Origin of the sequence: Streptomyces sp. H39-S7 (genome assembly GCF_027158205.1) — a bacterium.
Classification (GTDB): Bacteria; Actinomycetota; Actinomycetes; order Streptomycetales; family Streptomycetaceae; genus Actinacidiphila.
In genome coordinates this window covers 52,374-69,103 of the sequence record NZ_JAPVLU010000029.1, presented here as the reverse complement: position 1 = coordinate 69,103, position 16,730 = coordinate 52,374, and the positions used below count along the sequence as shown (strand labels likewise).

The 16,730-nt window shown below is 70.5% G+C and carries 17 protein-coding genes; 13 read left to right on the top strand and 4 right to left on the bottom strand.

The genetic code is table 11. The annotated features are described in order from the left end of the window. Positions 1 to 290: 290 nt before the first annotated feature. The 7 genes from O3X23_RS26350 to O3X23_RS26320 all read left to right on the top strand — a co-directional run bounded on the left by O3X23_RS26350 (position 291) and on the right by O3X23_RS26320 (position 7,539). On the top strand, positions 291 to 659 hold the full coding sequence (locus tag O3X23_RS26350; protein WP_269274038.1) for an STAS domain-containing protein: 369 nt from the start codon (positions 291 to 293) through the stop codon (positions 657 to 659). A gap of 121 nt (positions 660 to 780) precedes the next feature. Then, complete coding sequence (locus tag O3X23_RS26345) at positions 781 to 1,266, top strand: ATP-binding protein (protein WP_269274037.1); 486 nt, start codon at positions 781 to 783, stop codon at positions 1,264 to 1,266. 359 nt (positions 1,267 to 1,625) lie between these two features. Beyond that, the gene (locus tag O3X23_RS26340; RefSeq protein ID WP_269274078.1) at positions 1,626 to 2,318 is read left to right on the top strand and encodes an LPXTG cell wall anchor domain-containing protein; all 693 of its coding nucleotides are present in this window, start codon (positions 1,626 to 1,628) and stop codon (positions 2,316 to 2,318) included. Positions 2,319 to 2,555: 237 nt separating this feature from the next. After that, positions 2,556 to 3,863 (top strand): beta-xylosidase, encoded by a 1,308-nt coding sequence (locus O3X23_RS26335; protein WP_269274036.1) that lies wholly within the window; start codon positions 2,556 to 2,558, stop codon positions 3,861 to 3,863. 39 nt (positions 3,864 to 3,902) lie between these two features. After that, a complete protein-coding gene (locus tag O3X23_RS26330) occupies positions 3,903 to 4,982 on the top strand; it encodes a WxL protein peptidoglycan domain-containing protein (RefSeq protein ID WP_269274035.1) in 1,080 nt (359 codons plus the stop codon). Positions 4,983 to 4,987: 5 nt separating this feature from the next. Beyond that, positions 4,988 to 6,175, top strand: a complete 1,188-nt coding sequence (locus O3X23_RS26325) for a hypothetical protein (protein ID WP_269274077.1) — start codon at positions 4,988 to 4,990, stop codon at positions 6,173 to 6,175. Beyond that, positions 6,172 to 7,539, top strand: coding sequence for a hypothetical protein (locus O3X23_RS26320; RefSeq protein ID WP_331283951.1), 1,368 nt, complete (start codon positions 6,172 to 6,174; stop codon positions 7,537 to 7,539). Before O3X23_RS26325 ends, O3X23_RS26320 begins: the two co-directional genes overlap by 4 nt. A gap of 90 nt (positions 7,540 to 7,629) precedes the next feature. Here the strand turns inward: O3X23_RS26320 and O3X23_RS26315 are convergent, their stop codons facing one another. Further along, positions 7,630 to 9,159, bottom strand: coding sequence for a peptide MFS transporter (locus O3X23_RS26315; protein WP_269274034.1), 1,530 nt, complete (start codon positions 9,157 to 9,159; stop codon positions 7,630 to 7,632). 343 nt (positions 9,160 to 9,502) lie between these two features. Between O3X23_RS26315 and O3X23_RS26310 the strand changes: the two genes are divergently transcribed. Together O3X23_RS26310 and O3X23_RS26305 are read left to right on the top strand one after the other, a co-directional pair. Then, positions 9,503 to 10,177 (top strand): response regulator transcription factor, encoded by a 675-nt coding sequence (locus O3X23_RS26310; protein ID WP_138356121.1) that lies wholly within the window; start codon positions 9,503 to 9,505, stop codon positions 10,175 to 10,177. A 23-nt stretch (positions 10,178 to 10,200) separates the two neighbouring features. Beyond that, entirely contained in the window at positions 10,201 to 11,484 is a 1,284-nt protein-coding gene (locus O3X23_RS26305; RefSeq protein WP_269274033.1) for an ATP-binding protein, read from the top strand. Between the two features lie 12 nt (positions 11,485 to 11,496). Here O3X23_RS26305 and O3X23_RS26300 read toward each other — a convergent pair whose 3' ends face one another. Then, positions 11,497 to 11,856: a hypothetical protein gene (locus O3X23_RS26300; RefSeq protein ID WP_269274032.1), complete on the bottom strand. Its 360-nt coding sequence runs from the start codon at positions 11,854 to 11,856 to the stop codon at positions 11,497 to 11,499. A 35-nt stretch (positions 11,857 to 11,891) separates the two neighbouring features. Here O3X23_RS26300 and O3X23_RS26295 point away from each other — a divergent pair, with 35 nt between their 5' ends. Next, the gene (locus tag O3X23_RS26295) at positions 11,892 to 12,980 is read left to right on the top strand and encodes an IS630 family transposase (protein WP_269274031.1); all 1,089 of its coding nucleotides are present in this window, start codon (positions 11,892 to 11,894) and stop codon (positions 12,978 to 12,980) included. A 13-nt stretch (positions 12,981 to 12,993) separates the two neighbouring features. Here the strand turns inward: O3X23_RS26295 and O3X23_RS26290 are convergent, their stop codons facing one another. Next, positions 12,994 to 13,836 (bottom strand): NAD(P)H-binding protein, encoded by an 843-nt coding sequence (locus O3X23_RS26290; RefSeq protein ID WP_269274030.1) that lies wholly within the window; start codon positions 13,834 to 13,836, stop codon positions 12,994 to 12,996. Positions 13,837 to 13,920: 84 nt separating this feature from the next. Between O3X23_RS26290 and O3X23_RS26285 the strand changes: the two genes are divergently transcribed. Continuing rightward, entirely contained in the window at positions 13,921 to 14,325 is a 405-nt protein-coding gene (locus tag O3X23_RS26285) for a winged helix-turn-helix transcriptional regulator (RefSeq protein WP_269274029.1), read from the top strand. Between the two features lie 34 nt (positions 14,326 to 14,359). On the opposite strand, the gene O3X23_RS26280 is transcribed toward O3X23_RS26285, so the two are convergent. Beyond that, a complete protein-coding gene (locus tag O3X23_RS26280) occupies positions 14,360 to 14,881 on the bottom strand; it encodes a GtrA family protein (RefSeq protein ID WP_269274028.1) in 522 nt (173 codons plus the stop codon). 172 nt (positions 14,882 to 15,053) lie between these two features. Here O3X23_RS26280 and O3X23_RS26275 point away from each other — a divergent pair, with 172 nt between their 5' ends. Both O3X23_RS26275 and purE read left to right on the top strand, forming a co-directional pair. Next, positions 15,054 to 16,193, top strand: coding sequence for a 5-(carboxyamino)imidazole ribonucleotide synthase (locus tag O3X23_RS26275; RefSeq protein ID WP_269274027.1), 1,140 nt, complete (start codon positions 15,054 to 15,056; stop codon positions 16,191 to 16,193). Further along, positions 16,190 to 16,717 carry a 5-(carboxyamino)imidazole ribonucleotide mutase gene (purE, locus tag O3X23_RS26270; protein ID WP_269274026.1) on the top strand — a complete coding sequence of 176 codons (528 nt, stop codon included), beginning with the start codon at positions 16,190 to 16,192 and terminating at the stop codon, positions 16,715 to 16,717. Before O3X23_RS26275 ends, purE begins: the two co-directional genes overlap by 4 nt. The last annotated feature ends 13 nt before the right edge of the window (positions 16,718 to 16,730 follow it).

Genomic DNA, 16,730 nt, shown 5'->3' with positions numbered 1-16,730 from the left:
TCTCCTCCCTCGGTTGCGGCATCAGGCTGCCGGTGCCATGCCTCTAGTACGGTGTGCTGCGCCTCCGAGGCGGCCGTTTTTCGATAGCTGTTGTTCAACCCCTACCCCGTTTCACGCCGCTAGCGCAAATTTTCGGTCACCGGTCCGAAAGGCGATTACCGTGCCCCGCAGGGGGCAGACGGCAGGCACTGGAGGGGCGTCCACCGGGCATCCGAGGGACGGCTTCCGCGTGATTCGCGATGCGCGTAGGGTTCGGTGTGCGCATGACCCAAGATTCCAGAGGAGCGCACATGGACCGCGGGATGGTCGGTACGGCCGGCCGGGACCGGTTGCACGTCGATGTGCGACAGCACGGCACGTGCGCCGTCGTCACGCCTGCGGGCGAGCTCGACCACCACACGGCGGAGCTGCTCAGCGAGCCGCTCGAAGCGTGTGTCGCCGCGGGCTGCACCAAGCTCGTCGTGGACTGCTCCGCGTTGGATTTCTGTGACTCCACCGGACTGAACGTCCTGCTGGGCGCCCGGCTGAAAGCCGAGGCGGTGGGCGGGAAGGTACATCTGGCGGGTATGCTGCCGGTAGTCGCGCGTGTGTTCGAGATCACGGGCGCCGAAGCCGTGTTCACCGTTCACGCCACTGTGGACGAGGCATTGCAGGAGTGACGGAAGTGTCGCCGCGGCGATCTCCCACTCCACCCTGTTCGGTAGAGCTTCCGAGGTGTCCTCGGGGATTCGTCGGGCAGGAGACTCCTGAAACTGTCGGCATCGGTGAGGTGAGGCGTCGATGAGCACCACTCGGCCCCCCGCGGCGGATGACCGCGGTTCGGACCCGGGCGACACCGTCGCACCCGAGGTCGAATCCGCGCGCGTTCTGCGGCTCCTGGGTGAGAGTGCCATCGTGCCGCGCGCCCGCGACTTCACTCGCGAGGCGCTGCAGGCCTGGGGATGGCTGCCCGCCTCCACTCCGGAGCTCCGGGCCGCGGCCGAGGACGTCCTGCTCGTCGTGTCGGAGCTGGTCACCAACGCGTGCCTGCACGCGAACGGCCCCGACGAGCTGCGACTGATCCACGGCCCCAAGGCGCTGCGACTGGAAGTCGCCGACAGCGGCGACGGCGAGCCGACCCCCCGCGTCCCGCACCGGGCGGGCCGGCCCGGCGGGCACGGCATGTTCATCGTGCAGCGCCTCTGTTCCGACTGGGGCGTCGCGCGCCACCCCGAGCGGCCCGGCAAGACCGTCTGGGCCGAACTGGCGGCTCCCGCCGGAGCGTGATCCGATCGCCCGGCACGTGAGCCGAACGCCTGGCACGTGATCCGGCCGGCCGGCGCGTGAGCCGAACGCCTGGCACGTGATCCGGCCGGCCGGCGCGTGGGTGCTTGAGCCACGGCCGCCGTGTCACCGTCTCCCTCGGACACCACCCGTACGCAGGTGCTCCGGCGTCCTTTCCTGCCCCGCCGGAGGGCTTCCCCCGGCCCCGGGCCACGGGCCCCGCCCGTGCACGACGTACCGGTGACCCGCCGGGCAGGCAATGTCTCTTCCCTCTCCAAGATCACGGGCGTACTGTCGGCCGCCGAATCTGATGTGCCGTCAGTAACTTGTGACGGAAGGGAGAAGAGCCTGTGCAACACGTCATGAACAGTGTCCTCGGCAGAGCGGCCGCCCGCGGTGGGGTGCTGGTCCTCGCGACGGCGACGGCGGGGGGAGCTGCGCTGCTGGTCGCCCCGGCCGCGCACGCCGAAACCGTGGACGTCGCCTACAGCTGTCAGTCGCCGATCGGGAAGAAGGACGCGGTGTCGCCCATCGACATCACGAGCGTCCCGTCCGGCTCCGGCTACAAACTCACGATGTCCTTCAAGAAGGGCGTCTCCTCCAGCCCGATCGAACTCGGCAAGGGGGCGATGAACCCGAGCGCGACGATCAAGGTCGCGGGAGCGGACCCCGGCACGGTGTCGGTGGCCGGCGCTCCGAACGACGCGGCGATCCCCGCCAACTCCCCGATCAAGATCAATGACCTGACGGGCACCTACACGCCCAAGAAGTCGGGCAAGGTCACGTTCACGGCCGGGGTGCTCACCATCAAGGCCCTCGGCACGGTGACGACCTGCAACGCCACCAACAGCCCCAAGCCCTCGCTCTCGCTGGACGTCAAGGCGGCGGGCGGCGGCAGCGGTGGTGCCACGACTCCGCCGGACGACTCCGCCACTCTGCCGCAGACCGGTCCGGCCGACAGCGCCGTCGCGCTGGGCACCTTCGGCGGCACGGTACTGCTCGCCGGTGTCGCCGGCGTGCTCTGGCTCACCCGCAGGGCCGCTCGGACCCGCTGACCCGGACCCGTGGCACCGACGCAGCGTCGGTGCCGCGGCCCGGCATGTCCGCCGCCACAACGCCCCTGACCGGTACGGACACGTCATCTGACGGGCAGTCAAATCTGGTCGTCCGGCTCCATTGACTTCTCTCGGCCACCCGGTCTCAATGTCCAGCGTCGGCGCAGAGGAAAAGGGACGCTGCGCCCGGACCGTGATCAAGGGGACAAGATGATCGCTCACGCGCGAAGATCCGTCATGCGCGGACGGAGACTGGCCGCCGTGCTCGGGGCCGCCGCACTCATGGTGGGGGGCGGTGCGGTGCTCGCGGCGCCCGCCCAGGCGGCGACGGCCGTGAACTTCGACACCCACTGCATCCCGCCCGCCGTGGCCGGGCTGCCGCCCATCGACGGTGTGTCCAACGCGACCGTGACGGTCGCACCGGCGAACCCGAAGGTCGGTGACACGGTCACCGTCACCTACACCCTCACCAAGGCGGCCGCGAGCAACCCGACGGACATCGCGCTGCCCGCCGATGTCGTCACCCCCCGCGCCAGCGTCGTGCTCGGCGGCGCCCAGACCGGCACGGTCGCCGTGACCGGCCCCAAGAGCAACCCGCCGATCCCGGGCAAGGGCGCCTTCCCGGCGCTGGTCATGACCGGCACCTTCGTGGTCACCGCTCCGGGGGACATCACCCTGTCGCCCGGTGACTACACCATCCACACCAGCTACATCCTGGAGCTGGACACCGTCTGTACGGTCATCACCCCGCCCGCGCCGGTCTCCGAGACCGTCACCGCGAGCCCGGTGACCAACCCCAACCCGCGCACGCTGGCACTGGGCTCGGCCCAGGGCGACCCGGGCACCGCGGTCGCCGTCACCGGTGGCCACTTCACCGCGGGCGCCAACGTCACGGTCCTGGCCATCGCAGGGTCCAACCCGACGGCGGACATGACCTCCGCGACCGCCGACGCGCAGGGCGGCTTCACCGCCTCGCTCGTCGTCAACGACCTCGCGACCACCGGCATCGTCGCCTTCGAGGGCGCGAGCTACGACCCGGCCACCGCGGCGGGCCCGATCGCGTACAAGGTCAACGACAACACCCCCATCCCGCCGGGGAGCCAGAAGCTCAACGCCTCGGTCACCGCCGGGACGCTCTCCATGACCCAGGCCGGCGACACCGTGGAGATGACCCCGGTGAACTTCGGTGACGGTGGCGCCTCGACCGGCGCGCTGCAGACGGTCACCGTCAAGGACTTCCGCGGCGGCGCCGCGGGCTGGTCCCTGACCGGCTCGGTCACCGACTTCAAGGGTCCGGGAGGCACCGTCATCGGCGCCGACAAGCTCAGCTGGACCCCCACCTGCACCGCCAGGGCGGGCAGCCTCAGTGTCTGCGCGGCGGGCTCGCCCGGCGCCGTGGGCACGGCCGGCGCCACGCTGGCCACCACCCCCAACGGCACTGTCACCGGTGGTGAGTTCACCGCCGACGCGGGTCTGTCGCTGAACGTTCCGGCGTACTCCGCGCCAGGAACCTATTCCGGAGTCTTGACCCTGACCCTTACCTGACGCACAGTCAGTTAACCCGGACCGAGGGAGATGCCAGACATGTCGAGGGCCAAGGCGTGCGCAGTGCTGCTGACGGTCGCCGCGTTGCTCGGCATCGGCCTCGGTCCCGCGGCAGGACCGGCCGGCGCCGCGGACAACGGGCGCTGGTCGGTCTTCCCCGCCCCCGCGGGCGGGGCGAAGGACAGGACGAGCACCAGCCAGGAACGCCAGTTCTTCACGCTGGAAGCGGGACCGGGCACCACCGTCAAGGACAAGGTCTCGGTCTCCAACCTCTCCGACGCGCCGATGCAGTTCAAGATCTACGGCGCCGACGCCTACAACACCCCGCGCGACGGCGGCTTCGCCGTGCGCGGCCCGGAGGAGACCAACAAGGACATCGGCACCTGGGTGAAGCTCGCACAGGGCAGTCTCACCGTCCCGCCCAGGACCCGCGCCGACATCCCGTTCACCCTCACCATCCCCGACACCGCCACTCCCGGCGACCACCCCGGCGCGATCGTCGCCCTCAACACCGAGACCGACAAGAGCAAGGGCAGCGTGGCGGTCGGCGTACGGCGGGCCGTCGGGGCCCGGATCTACCTCCGGGTGAGCGGCCCCAGCCTGCCCGCGCTCTCCGTGGAGAACGTCCGCGTCGACCACGGCCAGCCCTTGCTGCCCGGAACCGGCAGCAGCACCGCGACCATCCACTACACCCTGGTCAACCGGGGCAACGTCTCCCTGCTGCCGCGTCTGCGGATCAAGGCCACCGGGCTGTTCGGCACCACCCTGCTGGACCGGCAGGCCAAGGGACTGCCCCTGGAACTCCTGCCGGGGCAGCAGGTCGAGCTGACCGAGAAATGGGCCGGGGCGCCGCAGTTCGACCGGGTGAGCGTGCGGCTGACCGTCACCACCGACCGGGGCGAACTGAACGAGACCGCCGAGGCGTCGTTCCTCGCCGTCCCGTGGCTCGCCGCCGGGGTACTGCTCGCCGGACTGGCGCTGCTCACCGCCTGGTTCCTCATCAGGCGCCGCAGGAACCGTCCGCCGCGGCCGGTCGAGGAGGACCCGGAACCCGAGGGCGGGACGGCAGGGACAGCGGTCGGCGTCACGAGCGTGGGAAGCAGGGGCGGACAGGCGTGAGCACCATGCACAGGGACCAACTCCGGGCGGTGGCGGCCGCCGTGTTCGCCACGGCGCTGCTCATCCTCTCCGCGCTCACCGCGCAGCCGTCGAACGCGGCGGCCCCCGAGCCGGTCGCGGCCCTGAACCCGGCGGCCGTACGGGCGCCCGCCGCCGACAAACCCGCGGTGGCGCTGTCACCCCAGGAGGCCAAGCCCGGCACGGAGATCACCGTCACCGGCCGGGGCTGGAAGCCGACCACGCTGCTCACCCTCCTGGTCTGCGGGCAGAACGCGATCGGCGGCACCAACTCCTGCTCCAACGCGTCGGGCCGCGCCGTCACCACCGACGCCAAGGGCGGCTTCACCCGGAAGCTGCCGGCCGCCGCACCGCCCAAGCCCTGCCCCTGCGTCGTGCACGTCGCGACGGTGACGGGCGACTCCGTCACCGTCGACGCGCCCTTCACCGTCACCGGGCACCCGGTCGCCGAGCTGCCGCAGCAGTCCGGTGCCGGGCGGCTCGCGGTGCTCACCGCCCGGCTGCAGGGCGGCGGCGGACTGCTCACCTGGTTCGGCTCCCCGCCGCAGCGCCACCTGGTCTTCACCGTCGGCAACCTCGGCTCGGGTCCGGTGAAGGACCCGGTGTTCCAGGTCGGCGTCTCGCACGGCGTCTTCGCCCCGCAGTGGGAGGAGCAGCGGTGGAGCGGCAGCGTGGCGCCGGGGATGAAACAGCAGATCAAGCTGCCCGTCGAGCTGACGTCGGGAGCGCACGGCGACTACCGGGTGCAGCTCAGGTACGGCGGCAAGGTGCTCGTCACGGAGCCCTGGGACGTCGGCCGGCCCTGGGGTGTCACGCTCTTCTGGATCCTGCTCTGCGTCGTCGTGCCCGCCGCGGTCTTCCGGATCGGGATGGCCGTCGTGGACCGGGCACGGCCGCGGCTGCCCGGCACGATCTACGCCTCCGGCCGCCGCCGCAAGGCCCCGTGGCGGCCCGCCGCGCTGCTCCACCTGCCGCCGCCCCGGCGCTCGGCACCGCCCCAGTCCTCCGGGCCGCAGCCCAACGGCGCGCGCCCGGCGGGCTCCCGGCCCCCGGACGACACCGGCACGCTGCCCTGGTTCGCCCAGGGCACCCTGCCGGCTCCGGCCGCCGCCGAGGAGCCCCCACCGACGTCCGCACCGAGTACCGACCGTCCATCTTCGAAAGGGAACACGTGACGAATCGACTATCGCGACGGCGGCGGAGCGGGGCCGCCACCGCGGCCGGTGTCGCGCTCATGCTCGGCGGCGGCTCGGTGCTGCTGATCGCGGCACCCGCGCAGGCCGCCGTGTCCTCTTTCGCGACCAAGTGCATACCGCCGAAGATCGCCAACCTGCCGGACATCAACGGGACGACCAAGGCGGACATCACCGCGCCGGCGACGGCGAAGGTCGGCGACACGATCGACGTGACGTGGAAGACGGTGCAGGCCGCGTCGCAGAACCCGGGCGTCGCGGACCTGCCCGCCAACTCGGTCCTGCCGACCGGCAAGGTGACGATCGGCGGTGCGCAGACCGGATCGGTGGACGTCGCGGGGACCCGGACGAACCCCGCGATCCCCAAGAACAGCCCGATGGTGCTGTCCGACATGAAGGGCAAGATCAAACTGACCGCCGCGGGCGACGTGACCCTGTCGCCCGGCGCGTACAACATCAACGCGAACTACATCATGTCGACTGACACCGCGTGCGCGCCGACCGGCGCCGTTCCGGTCGCGATCACGATCAAGGTGACGGGCGGCACGGGCTCCGGCGGTACGACCTCGGGCGGCACGACCTCCGGGGGAACGACGTCGGGTGGCACCACGTCAGGTGGCACCACGTCCGGCGGTACGACGTCGGGTGGCACGACCTCCGGCGGTACGACGTCGGGCGGCACCACCTCCGGTGGTACGACGGGCGGCGGCGGTGAGCCCAACGGGACCGTGCACAAGGGCACACCGGTCTCCGTCACCTTCGACTGCGGGTCGTTCGGCAAGCCGACCGGCCAGGCGGTCGTCGACGCCACCAAGGCCAGCGCCGGCTACGCCCTCACCGTGCGGTTCCTCGGCTCGGTCATGAAGACCCCCGCAGCCCTCCCCAAGGGCTTCATCACCGCGACCATGGCCGTGAAGGTGGCGGGTGCGGACAGTGGAACGGCCCAGGTCAAGGCGCCGCCCAACACCAAGGCGTTCGCCCAGAACGACCCGGTCACCCTCGATCCCCTGACCGGCGTCTACTCCCCGCACAAGACCGGAAAGGTGACGCTCCACCCGGGCGCCCTGGCCGTCCAGCTCGCCCAGGGCGGCACGCCGGTCGCGACCTGCACGCCGACCAACACCGTCGCCGTGTCGCTGACGCTCGACATCAAGGAGACGGGAACCGACAGCGGCGGAACCGACGGCGGGTCCGCCAACAGCGCGACCACCACCAGCGGGGGTCTCGCCCAGACCGGCGCCGACAACAACGGCTCGCTGCGCGCCCTCGGCCTCGTCGCGGGCACCGTCCTCCTCCTCGGCGGCGCCGTCTTCACCTTCACCCCGTGGCGCAGGCTGCGCCGCTGACACCGCACGCGACGCGCACAGCGCGCACGAGGCCCCGGCGACCGTTCGTACGGTCACCGGGGCCTCGTCACGCGGGCGCGGGAGGTGACGTCAGCGGACGTCGCCCATCAGCGCGACGACCTTCTTGCGGTACATCCAGACGGCGAACCCGGCGAGGATCGCGAGGGCCGCTTCGAGGCCCACCATGCCGCTGCCGTTCAGGTCCACACCCGCGATGGACAGCAGGCTGGTGGTGCAGTCGCCCGCGGTGACCGCGAGGAACCAGACACCCATCATCTGGCTGCCGTACTTGGCGGGGGCCATCTTCGTGGTGACCGAGAGGCCGACCGGCGAGAGGCAGAGCTCACCGATGGTCTGGATCATGTAGATCATGACCAGCCACATCGGGCTGACCTTCGTACCGTCCGAGGCCAGACCCATCGGGACGACGAAGACGACGAACGAGGCACCGATGAGGAACAGGCCCATGGCGAACTTCACCGTGGTGCTCGGTTCGCGGTTCTTCCTCGCCAGCCAGATCCAGCCCCAGGCGATGACCGGGGCCAGCGCCATGACGAACAGCGGGTTCACGGACTGGAACCACGAGGACGGGAAGTCGATGCCGAACACCGAACCCCGCGTCTTCGTCTCGCCGAAGATCGACATCGTCGATCCGCCCTGGTCGTAGATCATCCAGAAGACGGCGGCGGCGACGAAGAACCAGATGTAGCCGCTCATCTTGGACTGCTCGGCGGCCGACAGCTCCTTGTCCTTCTTTATCCGCACCAGGACGCCGACCGGGATCACGAGACCGATCACGGTGATCGGCACCAGCGCCCAGTTGAGCGTGTAGTGCCCGGTGAAGACGACCACACCGTAGAAGACCGCGGCGGCGATCAGCCACAGCAGGCCCTTGCGGACGGTGGAGTTGCGCTCCTCGACCGACAGCGGCTTCGGGACGAGGCTGCTGCGCGCGCTCAGGTGGCGGGTGCCGAGAAGGAACTGGACGAGGCCCAGCGCCATACCGACCGCGGCGAGGGCGAAGCCCAGGTGCCAGCTGTAGTTCTGGCCGACGGTCCCGATGATAAGCGGGGCGGCGAAGGCACCTATGTTGATGCCCATGTAGAAGACGGTGAAGCCGCCGTCGCGACGCGGGTCGTTCGGCCCGTCGTAGAGGTGACCGACCATCGTCGAGATGTTCGCCTTGAGCAGGCCGGAGCCGAGCGCGACCAGGGCCAGGCCGACGAAGAACATCGCCTGGCCGGGGACGGCCAGCGTCAGGTGGCCGGCCATGATGATGCCCGCCGCGATGGCGACGGTCTTGCGGGGCCCCCAGACCCGGTCGCCGAACCAGCCGCCGGGCATGGCGAGCAGGTACACCATCGCCATGTAGATGGAGTAGATGGCCACGGCCGTGGCCGCCGTCATCGCGAGACCGCCGCCCTGGGAGCCCTCCTCGGCGCCGGGGCCACCGGCGATGAGGTAGAGCGGGAGGAGGGCCTTCATGCCGTAGAAGCTGAATCGCTCCCACATCTCGGTCATGAAGAGAGTGGCCAGGCCGCGGGGGTGGCCGAAGAAGGTCTTGCCGCCCGGAGCAGGGGTCCCCTGCGGGGCGGCGTCCTTCGTCAGGCTGGACGCCATGGTCGATCCTTGTTCGCTCGGGACGCGCGACGGAACAGACCGCGCGCCCGGTGGGGGTGGCCGGCACCGGCGCGCTATGGGGGCGCGCCGGGATCCACGCCCGCCGCGCGTTCGCGCCGCGGACCCGGCCGTCAGGTCAATCACTCGATGCCGGTTTATACCGGCCCCGTCCCAGAAGGGGCCTTCGGCGCGGGTTGCGCGCGTACGGGCCCCGAGTACTGCTACGGGCGATTCATTACTTTATGGCAGTGCGACGCGTGGTATAGGGCGTCTTGAGACCTACCTCACAGGGGTGTTGGCACCGCTACCTCGGCCCCTGTCCGCGCGGACTACCATCAAGCCCATGACCCGCGTACTTCTTGCCGAGGACGACGCATCCATCTCGGAACCCCTCGCGCGCGCCCTGCGCCGCGAGGGATACGAGGTCGAAGTGCGTGAGGACGGGCCCACCGCGCTCGAAGCCGCCCTGTTGGGCGCCGTCGACCTGGTGGTGCTCGACCTGGGGCTGCCCGGCATGGACGGCCTCGACGTATGCCGCAGGATCCGTACGGAGGGGCACACCTTCCCGGTGCTGGTCCTCACCGCGCGCGCCGACGAGGTCGACACGGTGGTCGGCCTGGACGCGGGCGCCGACGACTACGTCACCAAGCCGTTCCGGCTCGCCGAACTGCTCGCGCGCGTGCGGGCGCTGCTGCGCCGCGGCACCACCGACGCGCCGCAGCCCTCCACCCACGGGGTGCGGATCGACGTCGAGTCGCACCGCGCGTGGATGGGCGACGACGAGTTGCAGCTCACGGCGAAGGAGTTCGACCTCCTGCGGGTCCTGGTGCGCGACGCGGGCCGGGTCGTCACCCGTGAGCAACTGATGCGCGAGGTCTGGGACACCACGTGGTGGTCGTCGACGAAGACGCTCGACATGCACATCTCCTGGCTGCGCAAGAAGCTCGGCGACGACGCGACCGCGCCCCGGTACATCTCCACCGTCCGCGGTGTCGGGTTCCGGTTCGAGAAGAACTAGCCGAAGGCTGACACGCTTCTCCCATGCGCCGCCGACTGATCTCCTCCACGCTCGCCGTCGTCCTCGTCGTCATCGCGGTCTTCGGGCTCTCGCTCGTCATCGTCGAGACGCGCACGATCGAGAGCAGCGCGCAGGAGAGCGTCGACTCCGAGGCGGTCCGGCTGGCGGGGAGCGTCGAGAGCCGGCGGGCCGGCGGCGAGAAGGTCGACACCGGCTCGCTGGCGCAGCAGGTGGCGGCCGACCGGTTCGCCGTCGTACGGATCCCGGGCAGCGCGCCCATCGAGATCGGGAAGAAGCCCTCCGGCCGGGTGATCACCTCCACCCAGCGGGGCGAGGACGGCGCGACCGTCGTCGTCGAGGAGTCCCGTTCCAAGATCAGCCAGGAGATCGGCAGGACCCTGCTGGTCATCCTGGCCGTCGCGCTCCTCGCCGTGCTCGCGGCCGTGATCCTCGCGGTGCGGCAGGCCCGCCGCCTGGGCAGCCCGCTCACCGACCTCGCGGAGACCGCCGAGCGGCTCGGCTCCGGCGACCCGCGCCCGCGGCACCGCCGCTACGGGGTGCCGGAGCTGGACCGGATCGCCGACGTGCTGGACGCGAGCGCCGAGCGGATCGGCCGCATGCTCACCGCCGAGCGGCGGCTCGCCGCCGACGCCTCGCACCAGCTGCGCACGCCCCTGACGGCGCTCTCGATGCGGCTGGAGGAGATCGTCGCCACCGCGGACGACGAGGACGCCGTCAAGGAGGAGGCGACGATCGCGCTGGGCCAGGTCGAACGGCTCACCGACGTCGTGCAGCGGCTGCTGACCAACGCCCGCGACCCGCGCTCCGGCTCCGCGATCGACTTCGACCTCGACGACGTGATCAAGCAGCAGATGGAGGAGTGGCGCCCGGCCTCGCAGAGCGACGGGCGCACCATCACCCGCTCCGGCACCACGGGCCTGCGGGCCGTCGGCACTCCCGGCGCGGTCTCCCAGGTGCTGGCCACCCTCATCGAGAACTCGCTCATGCACGGCGCCGGCACGGTCGGCCTGCACACCCGGGTGACCGGCAACCAGGCGGTCGTGGAGGTCACGGACGACGGGCCGGGCGTACCGCCTGACCTGGGCGCACGGGTCTTCGAGCGGACGGTCAGCGGCCGCAACTCCACCGGACTGGGGCTGGCCGTCGCCCGCGACCTGGCCGAGGCGGACGGCGGACGGCTGGAGCTGCTCCAGCAGCGCCCGCCGGTCTTCGCGCTCTTCCTGGCCCAGGAGGACAGGTCAGGAGAGCCGCGGCGCCCCCGCGAGGACGCCGGCGACGCCGCCTAGTGCTACCGCGCGTTAGTCCTGCTGGGGTGGTTGGAGCCATGCGGAGGGGTCGCTGAGGTACAGCCCGCAGGCGCAATCGAGGGCTTCTTCGGGGGTGCCCTCGGGGCTGCCTGAGGGCAGGAGGGAGTCTTCGTAGGCGTTGCTGCTGCCCAGGTGGATGGCGAAGTCCCACAGGTCGGGCGTGCCGAGGTAGCGCAGGCGGAACAGGGGTGCGGGTTCGTCCTCGCCGGGCAGGGTGGCGGCCGCGTAGACGAACTGGCCCCGCCAGCGCACCGTCAGGTCGGTCAGCTGCGGCCAGCGGGTCGCGGCGTGGTCGCGCAGTCGGGAGGCGACGGCGAGCTTGGTGAATTCCGGTACGGGTTTGGCGGGCATGGTGCCCAGGGTGGCCGATACCCTGCCCGCTTGTCATGATCGACCGGTGGTGGGGAGCGGTGGCGGTGGGGGTGCCCAGCCCGTGGCAGGTCACACTCGGCGGGGCGGAGCGGGTGGCACTGGAGGCGGTCGCCCGCAAGGCGACCGCCCAGGCCCGCCAGGTGCAGCGCGCCCGCATCGTCCTGGCCGCCGCCGACGGCACGAGCAGCGAGGCGATCGCCGACGACCTGCGGTGCGGCGTGGACACCGTGCGGCGGTGGCGCAGGCGCTGGTGCGAGCAGGGCATGGACGGCCTGGCCGACCGCAAACGCTCGGGCCGCCCGCGGAGGTACACGCCCGAGGACCGGTTGCGGATCGTGGCCACGGTGACTTCCCAGCGTCCCGAGGGCGACTCGCAGTGGACCCAGGCCGGCATCGCCACCTTCCTGTCCGACACCGGGATCTCCCGATCCCAGGTCGGACGGATCCTGCGGGACCTGGACCTCAAGCCACACCGGGTGCGCGGCTGGCTGACCCGCCCGCAGGACCCGGCGTTCTTCACCCGCGCGGCGGAGGTCTGCGACCTGTACCGGCACTGCCCCGCCAACTCGGTGGTGATCAGTGTGGACGAGAAGACCGCGATGGGTGCCCGCTCGCGCCGCCACCCCACCGTCCCGCTCGCGCCCGGCCGTGCGGAACGGGTGGAGTTCGAGTACCGCCGCCACGGCACCGCCTCGATCACCGCCGCGCTCAATGTGCACACCGGCGAGGTGATCACCGAGGAGCTGCCCCGCAACGACTCCAAGCACTTCATCCGCTTCCTGCACCGCCTGGACACCTGGATCAACAAGGAACTGACGATCCACCTGGTGATGGACAACGGCTCCTCGCACACCTCCAAGGCCACCCGGGCCTGGCTCAAGGTCCATCCCCGGTTCGTGGTCCACCACACGCCCAAGCACGCTTCGTGGTTGAACCAGGTGGAGATCTTCTTCTCGATCCTCGGTCGTCGGCTCATCCGGCGCGGCGAGTTCACCTCCCGCCAGAACCTCCTCGACCGCATCGACGGCTTCACCATCGCGTACAACGAGGACGCTCACCCGTTCCGCTGGACCTACGACGGCAGCCCACTCAAAGCGGCGTGAAACCACTCAGCGATCACTGCCGCGCGTTCACCGCGGCGGTGATGACACCGAGGGCGGAACGCGGGGTCTTGCCAAGCAGTTTGGCGAGATCGCTCTCGGTGCCGCCCATGAAACCCCCCGCGATCGCGGAGAAGGTGCCCACAAGCATCGGGACCTGGAAGGCGGCCGCTCCAGAGGCAGCGATCGATGCGCGAGCCTGGGCCAGGGTGCCCGGCTCGAAGGAGACGGAGGTCCCGGTAGCCTCGGCGACGAGCCGAGCGAGGTCGTCGCCGCCGATCGCCTGCTCCCCGACCAGCTCGTAGGACCGTCCCACGTGCGAGGACACGTCGGTGACAACCCGTACGGCAACGTCGGCCAGATCCTCGCGAGCTACTGCGGCCAGCCGTCCATCCCCCAGCGGAACGGTGACCTTACCGCCGGGGTCCGTGACGGCGAACATCGCAAGCAGCTCCGCGTAGAGGCCATTGCGCAGGATCGTCCAGCGCGTGGTGCCCCTCATCAGCCTGAGCTCGGTCCAGCGGTGGGGCAGCGCATAGGTCAGATGATCCCCTGCGGCGGAAAGGCTGGTGTAGACGATGTGCTCGACCCCGACCTTCTCCGCCGCCTCGATTGCCGCGCCGTGACGTGCGATGACCACGTCGTCCTCGCCGTCCCCGGCCGAGATGAGCAAGAGCGTGTCGACGCCGGCGAAGCCGTCCCTCAAGGAAGTCGGATCGTCGAAGTCGATGCGCCTCACCGGTACCCCTGCCGGAATGTTCTGCGGAGTCCGCGTGCCGACCACCACGTCGTCACGCCCAGCCAGACGCTCAACGACGAGCTTCCCCAGGCCGCCCGTGGCACCGGTGACAAGGATCATCGGTTCATCCCCTCGCTAGTGGTTCTCTTCGGTAACTGACACCATCATCGATAACCGGAGAACACCTCGTAAGGAGGCACTTCAATGTCAGTGGGGCACATGGCAGTAACCACAGTTCCTGTGGTCTCCTGCGGCCAGGAACACGAGGACTGCGGAATCCGCGACGTCCTCGACCGGGTCGGGGACAAGTGGTCGGTCCTGGTGATCGTCGAACTGGCCCAGGGAGTACGCCGATTCAGCCAGCTCCAACGCGCGATCTCCGGCATCTCCCAACGGATGCTCACCTTGACCGTCCGCCGCCTGGAGCGCGACGGCCTGGTCTCCAGAACCGTCCACCCCGAGGTCCCGCCCCGGGTCGAGTACGAGTTGACCCCGATGGGCCACAGCCTCACTTTCCTGGTCAAGTCGCTCGCCGACTGGTCAGCCGACCACCGCGAAGTCATCGCGGAATCCCGCCAACGCTGGGATGCCGCCAACACAGCTCCATGACCCCCGCAGGACTTCCAGGCGGTAGCACTAGGCCCTACTGGGCGGCGCGGCTGTGCGGCGCGGAATCGGGGTCCGCGTCCGCCGCGGCGAGTATCGACTCCGCCTGTTCCGCCACCTCACGGGCGGGCAGCGCCTTGAAGACCCAGGTCCGGTAGGACCAGAAGCGGAAGAGGGTGGCCACGCCGATGCCGGCGAACTTGAAGAAGTTGCTCTGCAGCGAGCTGTCCCAGCCGAACCCGTACGTCGCCACGTAGAGCACCGCGTTCTCGATGACCAGGCCGACGGCGCTGAAGCCCAGGAAGAGGCCCAGCTCCTTCGAGCGGCTGCTGCGGTCGCGGTCACGGTAGGTGAAGTACCGGAAGCCGAGGTAGTTGAAGAGAATCGATACGGCGGTGGCGATGATGCTCGCCCGGACCGTCTGCAGGCCGGTGCTGTGCCGGACCAGGTTGAAGACCCCGACGTTGACCAGGACACCCGCACCGCCGACCGCGCCGAACTTGGCGATCTCGCGGTAGAGCGAGCCCAAACGCGACTGCACGGTCTGGCGTCCGCTCATGATGATCCGCTCGGCCCTGTCTGTCGGTGTGGCTCGTCCGTAACCGGTCCGGGGTCCCTGGTGTCCCTGTGGCTCCAGTCGTACTGGCTTCTTCATGCTAACCGCACGGGCGGAGACCCTGCCCGTGGGTGGGCGTCATTCGGGGGCCCGCCCGCCCGATATCCTGGGGAACGTGACATTCCCGGTAGTCGGCATGGTCGGCGGCGGCCAGCTCGCCCGTATGACCCACGAAGCGGGTATCCCGCTCGGCATCAGATTCAAACTCCTCAGCGACACCGCGCGGGACTCCGCGGCGCAGGTGGTGGGCGACGTCGTCGTCGGCGACTACCGCGATCTGGAGACCCTCCGTGCCTTCGCACAGGGCTGCGACGTGATCACGTTCGATCACGAGCACGTCCCCACCGAGCACCTGCGGGCCCTGGAAGCGGACGGCATCGCCGTCCGGCCGGGCCCCGACGCCCTGCAGCACGCCCACGACAAGGGCGTCATGCGGGCCAGGCTCAGCGAGATCGGGGTGCCGTGCCCGCGGCACCGGCTCGTCACGGACCCGGCGGACGTCGCGCGGTTCGCGGCGGAGGGTGACGGTTTCCCGGTCGTCCTCAAGACGGTGGTCGGCGGGTACGACGGCAAGGGCGTCTGGGTCGTTCGCGACGAGGACGGGGCCACGGATCCGTTCCTGGCCGGCGTCCCGGTGCTCGCGGAGGAGAAGGTCGACTTCGTACGGGAGCTGGCGGCCAACGTGGTGCGCTCGCCGCACGGCCAGGCCGTCGCCTACCCGGTCGTGGAATCCGTGCAGGTCAACGGGGTGTGCGACACCGTCATCGCCCCCGCGCCGGACCTCGGCGCCGAGCTGTCCGCGCAGGCCCAGCAGCTGGCGCTGACCATCGCCGCCGAGCTGGGTGTCGTCGGCCACCTCGCGGTCGAGCTGTTCGAGACCCGCGACGGCCGGATCCTGGTCAACGAACTGGCGATGCGCCCGCACAACAGCGGCCACTGGACGCAGGACGGCGCGATCACCTCCCAGTTCGCCAACCACGTGCGGGCCGTCCTGGATCTGCCGCTCGGCGACCCGCGTCCGCGGGCGAAGTGGACGGTCATGAGCAATGTCCTCGGCGGCGACTTCCCCGACATGTACTCCGCGTACCTGCACTGCATGGCGCGGGACCCGCAGCTCAAGATCCACATGTACGGAAAGGACGTGAAGCCCGGCCGCAAGGTCGGCCACGTCAACACCTACGGCGACGACCTGGCGGACGTGCGCGAGCGCGCCCGCCACGCGGCCGACTACCTGCGAGGAACGATCACCGAATGACTCTGTCCCCTCTCGTCGGCATCGTCATGGGCTCCGACTCCGACTGGCCCGTCATGGAAGCCGCCGCCAAGGCGCTGGACGAGTTCGAGGTCCCGTACGAGGTCGACGTCGTCTCCGCGCACCGCATGCCGCGCGAGATGATCGCGTACGGCGAGCAGGCCGACGGCCGCGGCCTCAAGGCGATCATCGCGGGCGCCGGCGGCGCCGCCCACCTGCCCGGCATGCTCGCCTCCGTCACCCCGCTGCCCGTCATCGGCGTGCCCGTCCCGCTGAAGTACCTCGACGGCATGGACTCGCTGCTGTCCATCGTCCAGATGCCGGCCGGCGTCCCGGTCGCCACCGTGTCCGTCGCGGGCGCGCGCAACGCCGGACTCCTCGCCGTCCGCATGCTCGCCGCGCACGACCCCGAACTGCTGGGCAGGATGCGGCACTTCCAGGAAGAGCTCAACGAGCAGGCCACCGACAAGGGCAAGCGGCTGCGCGCCAAGGTCCAGGGTGCGGCAGGCTTCGGGTTCGGCAAGTAACCAAGGAGACCCG

Excerpts from the sequence above, each read along its gene's own strand:
- O3X23_RS26340 (WP_269274078.1), top strand. The coding sequence starts at position 1,626 with ATGAACAGTGTCCTCGGCAGAGCGGCCGCCCGCGGTGGGGTGCTGGTC.
- O3X23_RS26280 (WP_269274028.1), bottom strand. The coding sequence starts at position 14,881 with ATGAGCGGACGCCAGACCGTGCAGTCGCGTTTGGGCTCGCTCTACCGC.
- O3X23_RS26325 (WP_269274077.1), top strand. The coding sequence starts at position 4,988 with ATGCACAGGGACCAACTCCGGGCGGTGGCGGCCGCCGTGTTCGCCACG.
- O3X23_RS26300 (WP_269274032.1), bottom strand. The coding sequence starts at position 11,856 with ATGCCCGCCAAACCCGTACCGGAATTCACCAAGCTCGCCGTCGCCTCC.
- O3X23_RS26330 (WP_269274035.1), top strand. The coding sequence starts at position 3,903 with ATGTCGAGGGCCAAGGCGTGCGCAGTGCTGCTGACGGTCGCCGCGTTG.
- O3X23_RS26315 (WP_269274034.1), bottom strand. The coding sequence starts at position 9,159 with ATGGCGTCCAGCCTGACGAAGGACGCCGCCCCGCAGGGGACCCCTGCT.
- O3X23_RS26335 (WP_269274036.1), top strand. The coding sequence starts at position 2,556 with ATGCGCGGACGGAGACTGGCCGCCGTGCTCGGGGCCGCCGCACTCATG.
- O3X23_RS26350 (WP_269274038.1), top strand. The coding sequence starts at position 291 with ATGGACCGCGGGATGGTCGGTACGGCCGGCCGGGACCGGTTGCACGTC.
- O3X23_RS26285 (WP_269274029.1), top strand. The coding sequence starts at position 13,921 with ATGTCAGTGGGGCACATGGCAGTAACCACAGTTCCTGTGGTCTCCTGC.
- purE (WP_269274026.1), top strand. The coding sequence starts at position 16,190 with ATGACTCTGTCCCCTCTCGTCGGCATCGTCATGGGCTCCGACTCCGAC.
- O3X23_RS26290 (WP_269274030.1), bottom strand. The coding sequence starts at position 13,836 with ATGATCCTTGTCACCGGTGCCACGGGCGGCCTGGGGAAGCTCGTCGTT.
- O3X23_RS26295 (WP_269274031.1), top strand. The coding sequence starts at position 11,892 with ATGATCGACCGGTGGTGGGGAGCGGTGGCGGTGGGGGTGCCCAGCCCG.
- O3X23_RS26310 (WP_138356121.1), top strand. The coding sequence starts at position 9,503 with ATGACCCGCGTACTTCTTGCCGAGGACGACGCATCCATCTCGGAACCC.
- O3X23_RS26345 (WP_269274037.1), top strand. The coding sequence starts at position 781 with ATGAGCACCACTCGGCCCCCCGCGGCGGATGACCGCGGTTCGGACCCG.
- O3X23_RS26305 (WP_269274033.1), top strand. The coding sequence starts at position 10,201 with ATGCGCCGCCGACTGATCTCCTCCACGCTCGCCGTCGTCCTCGTCGTC.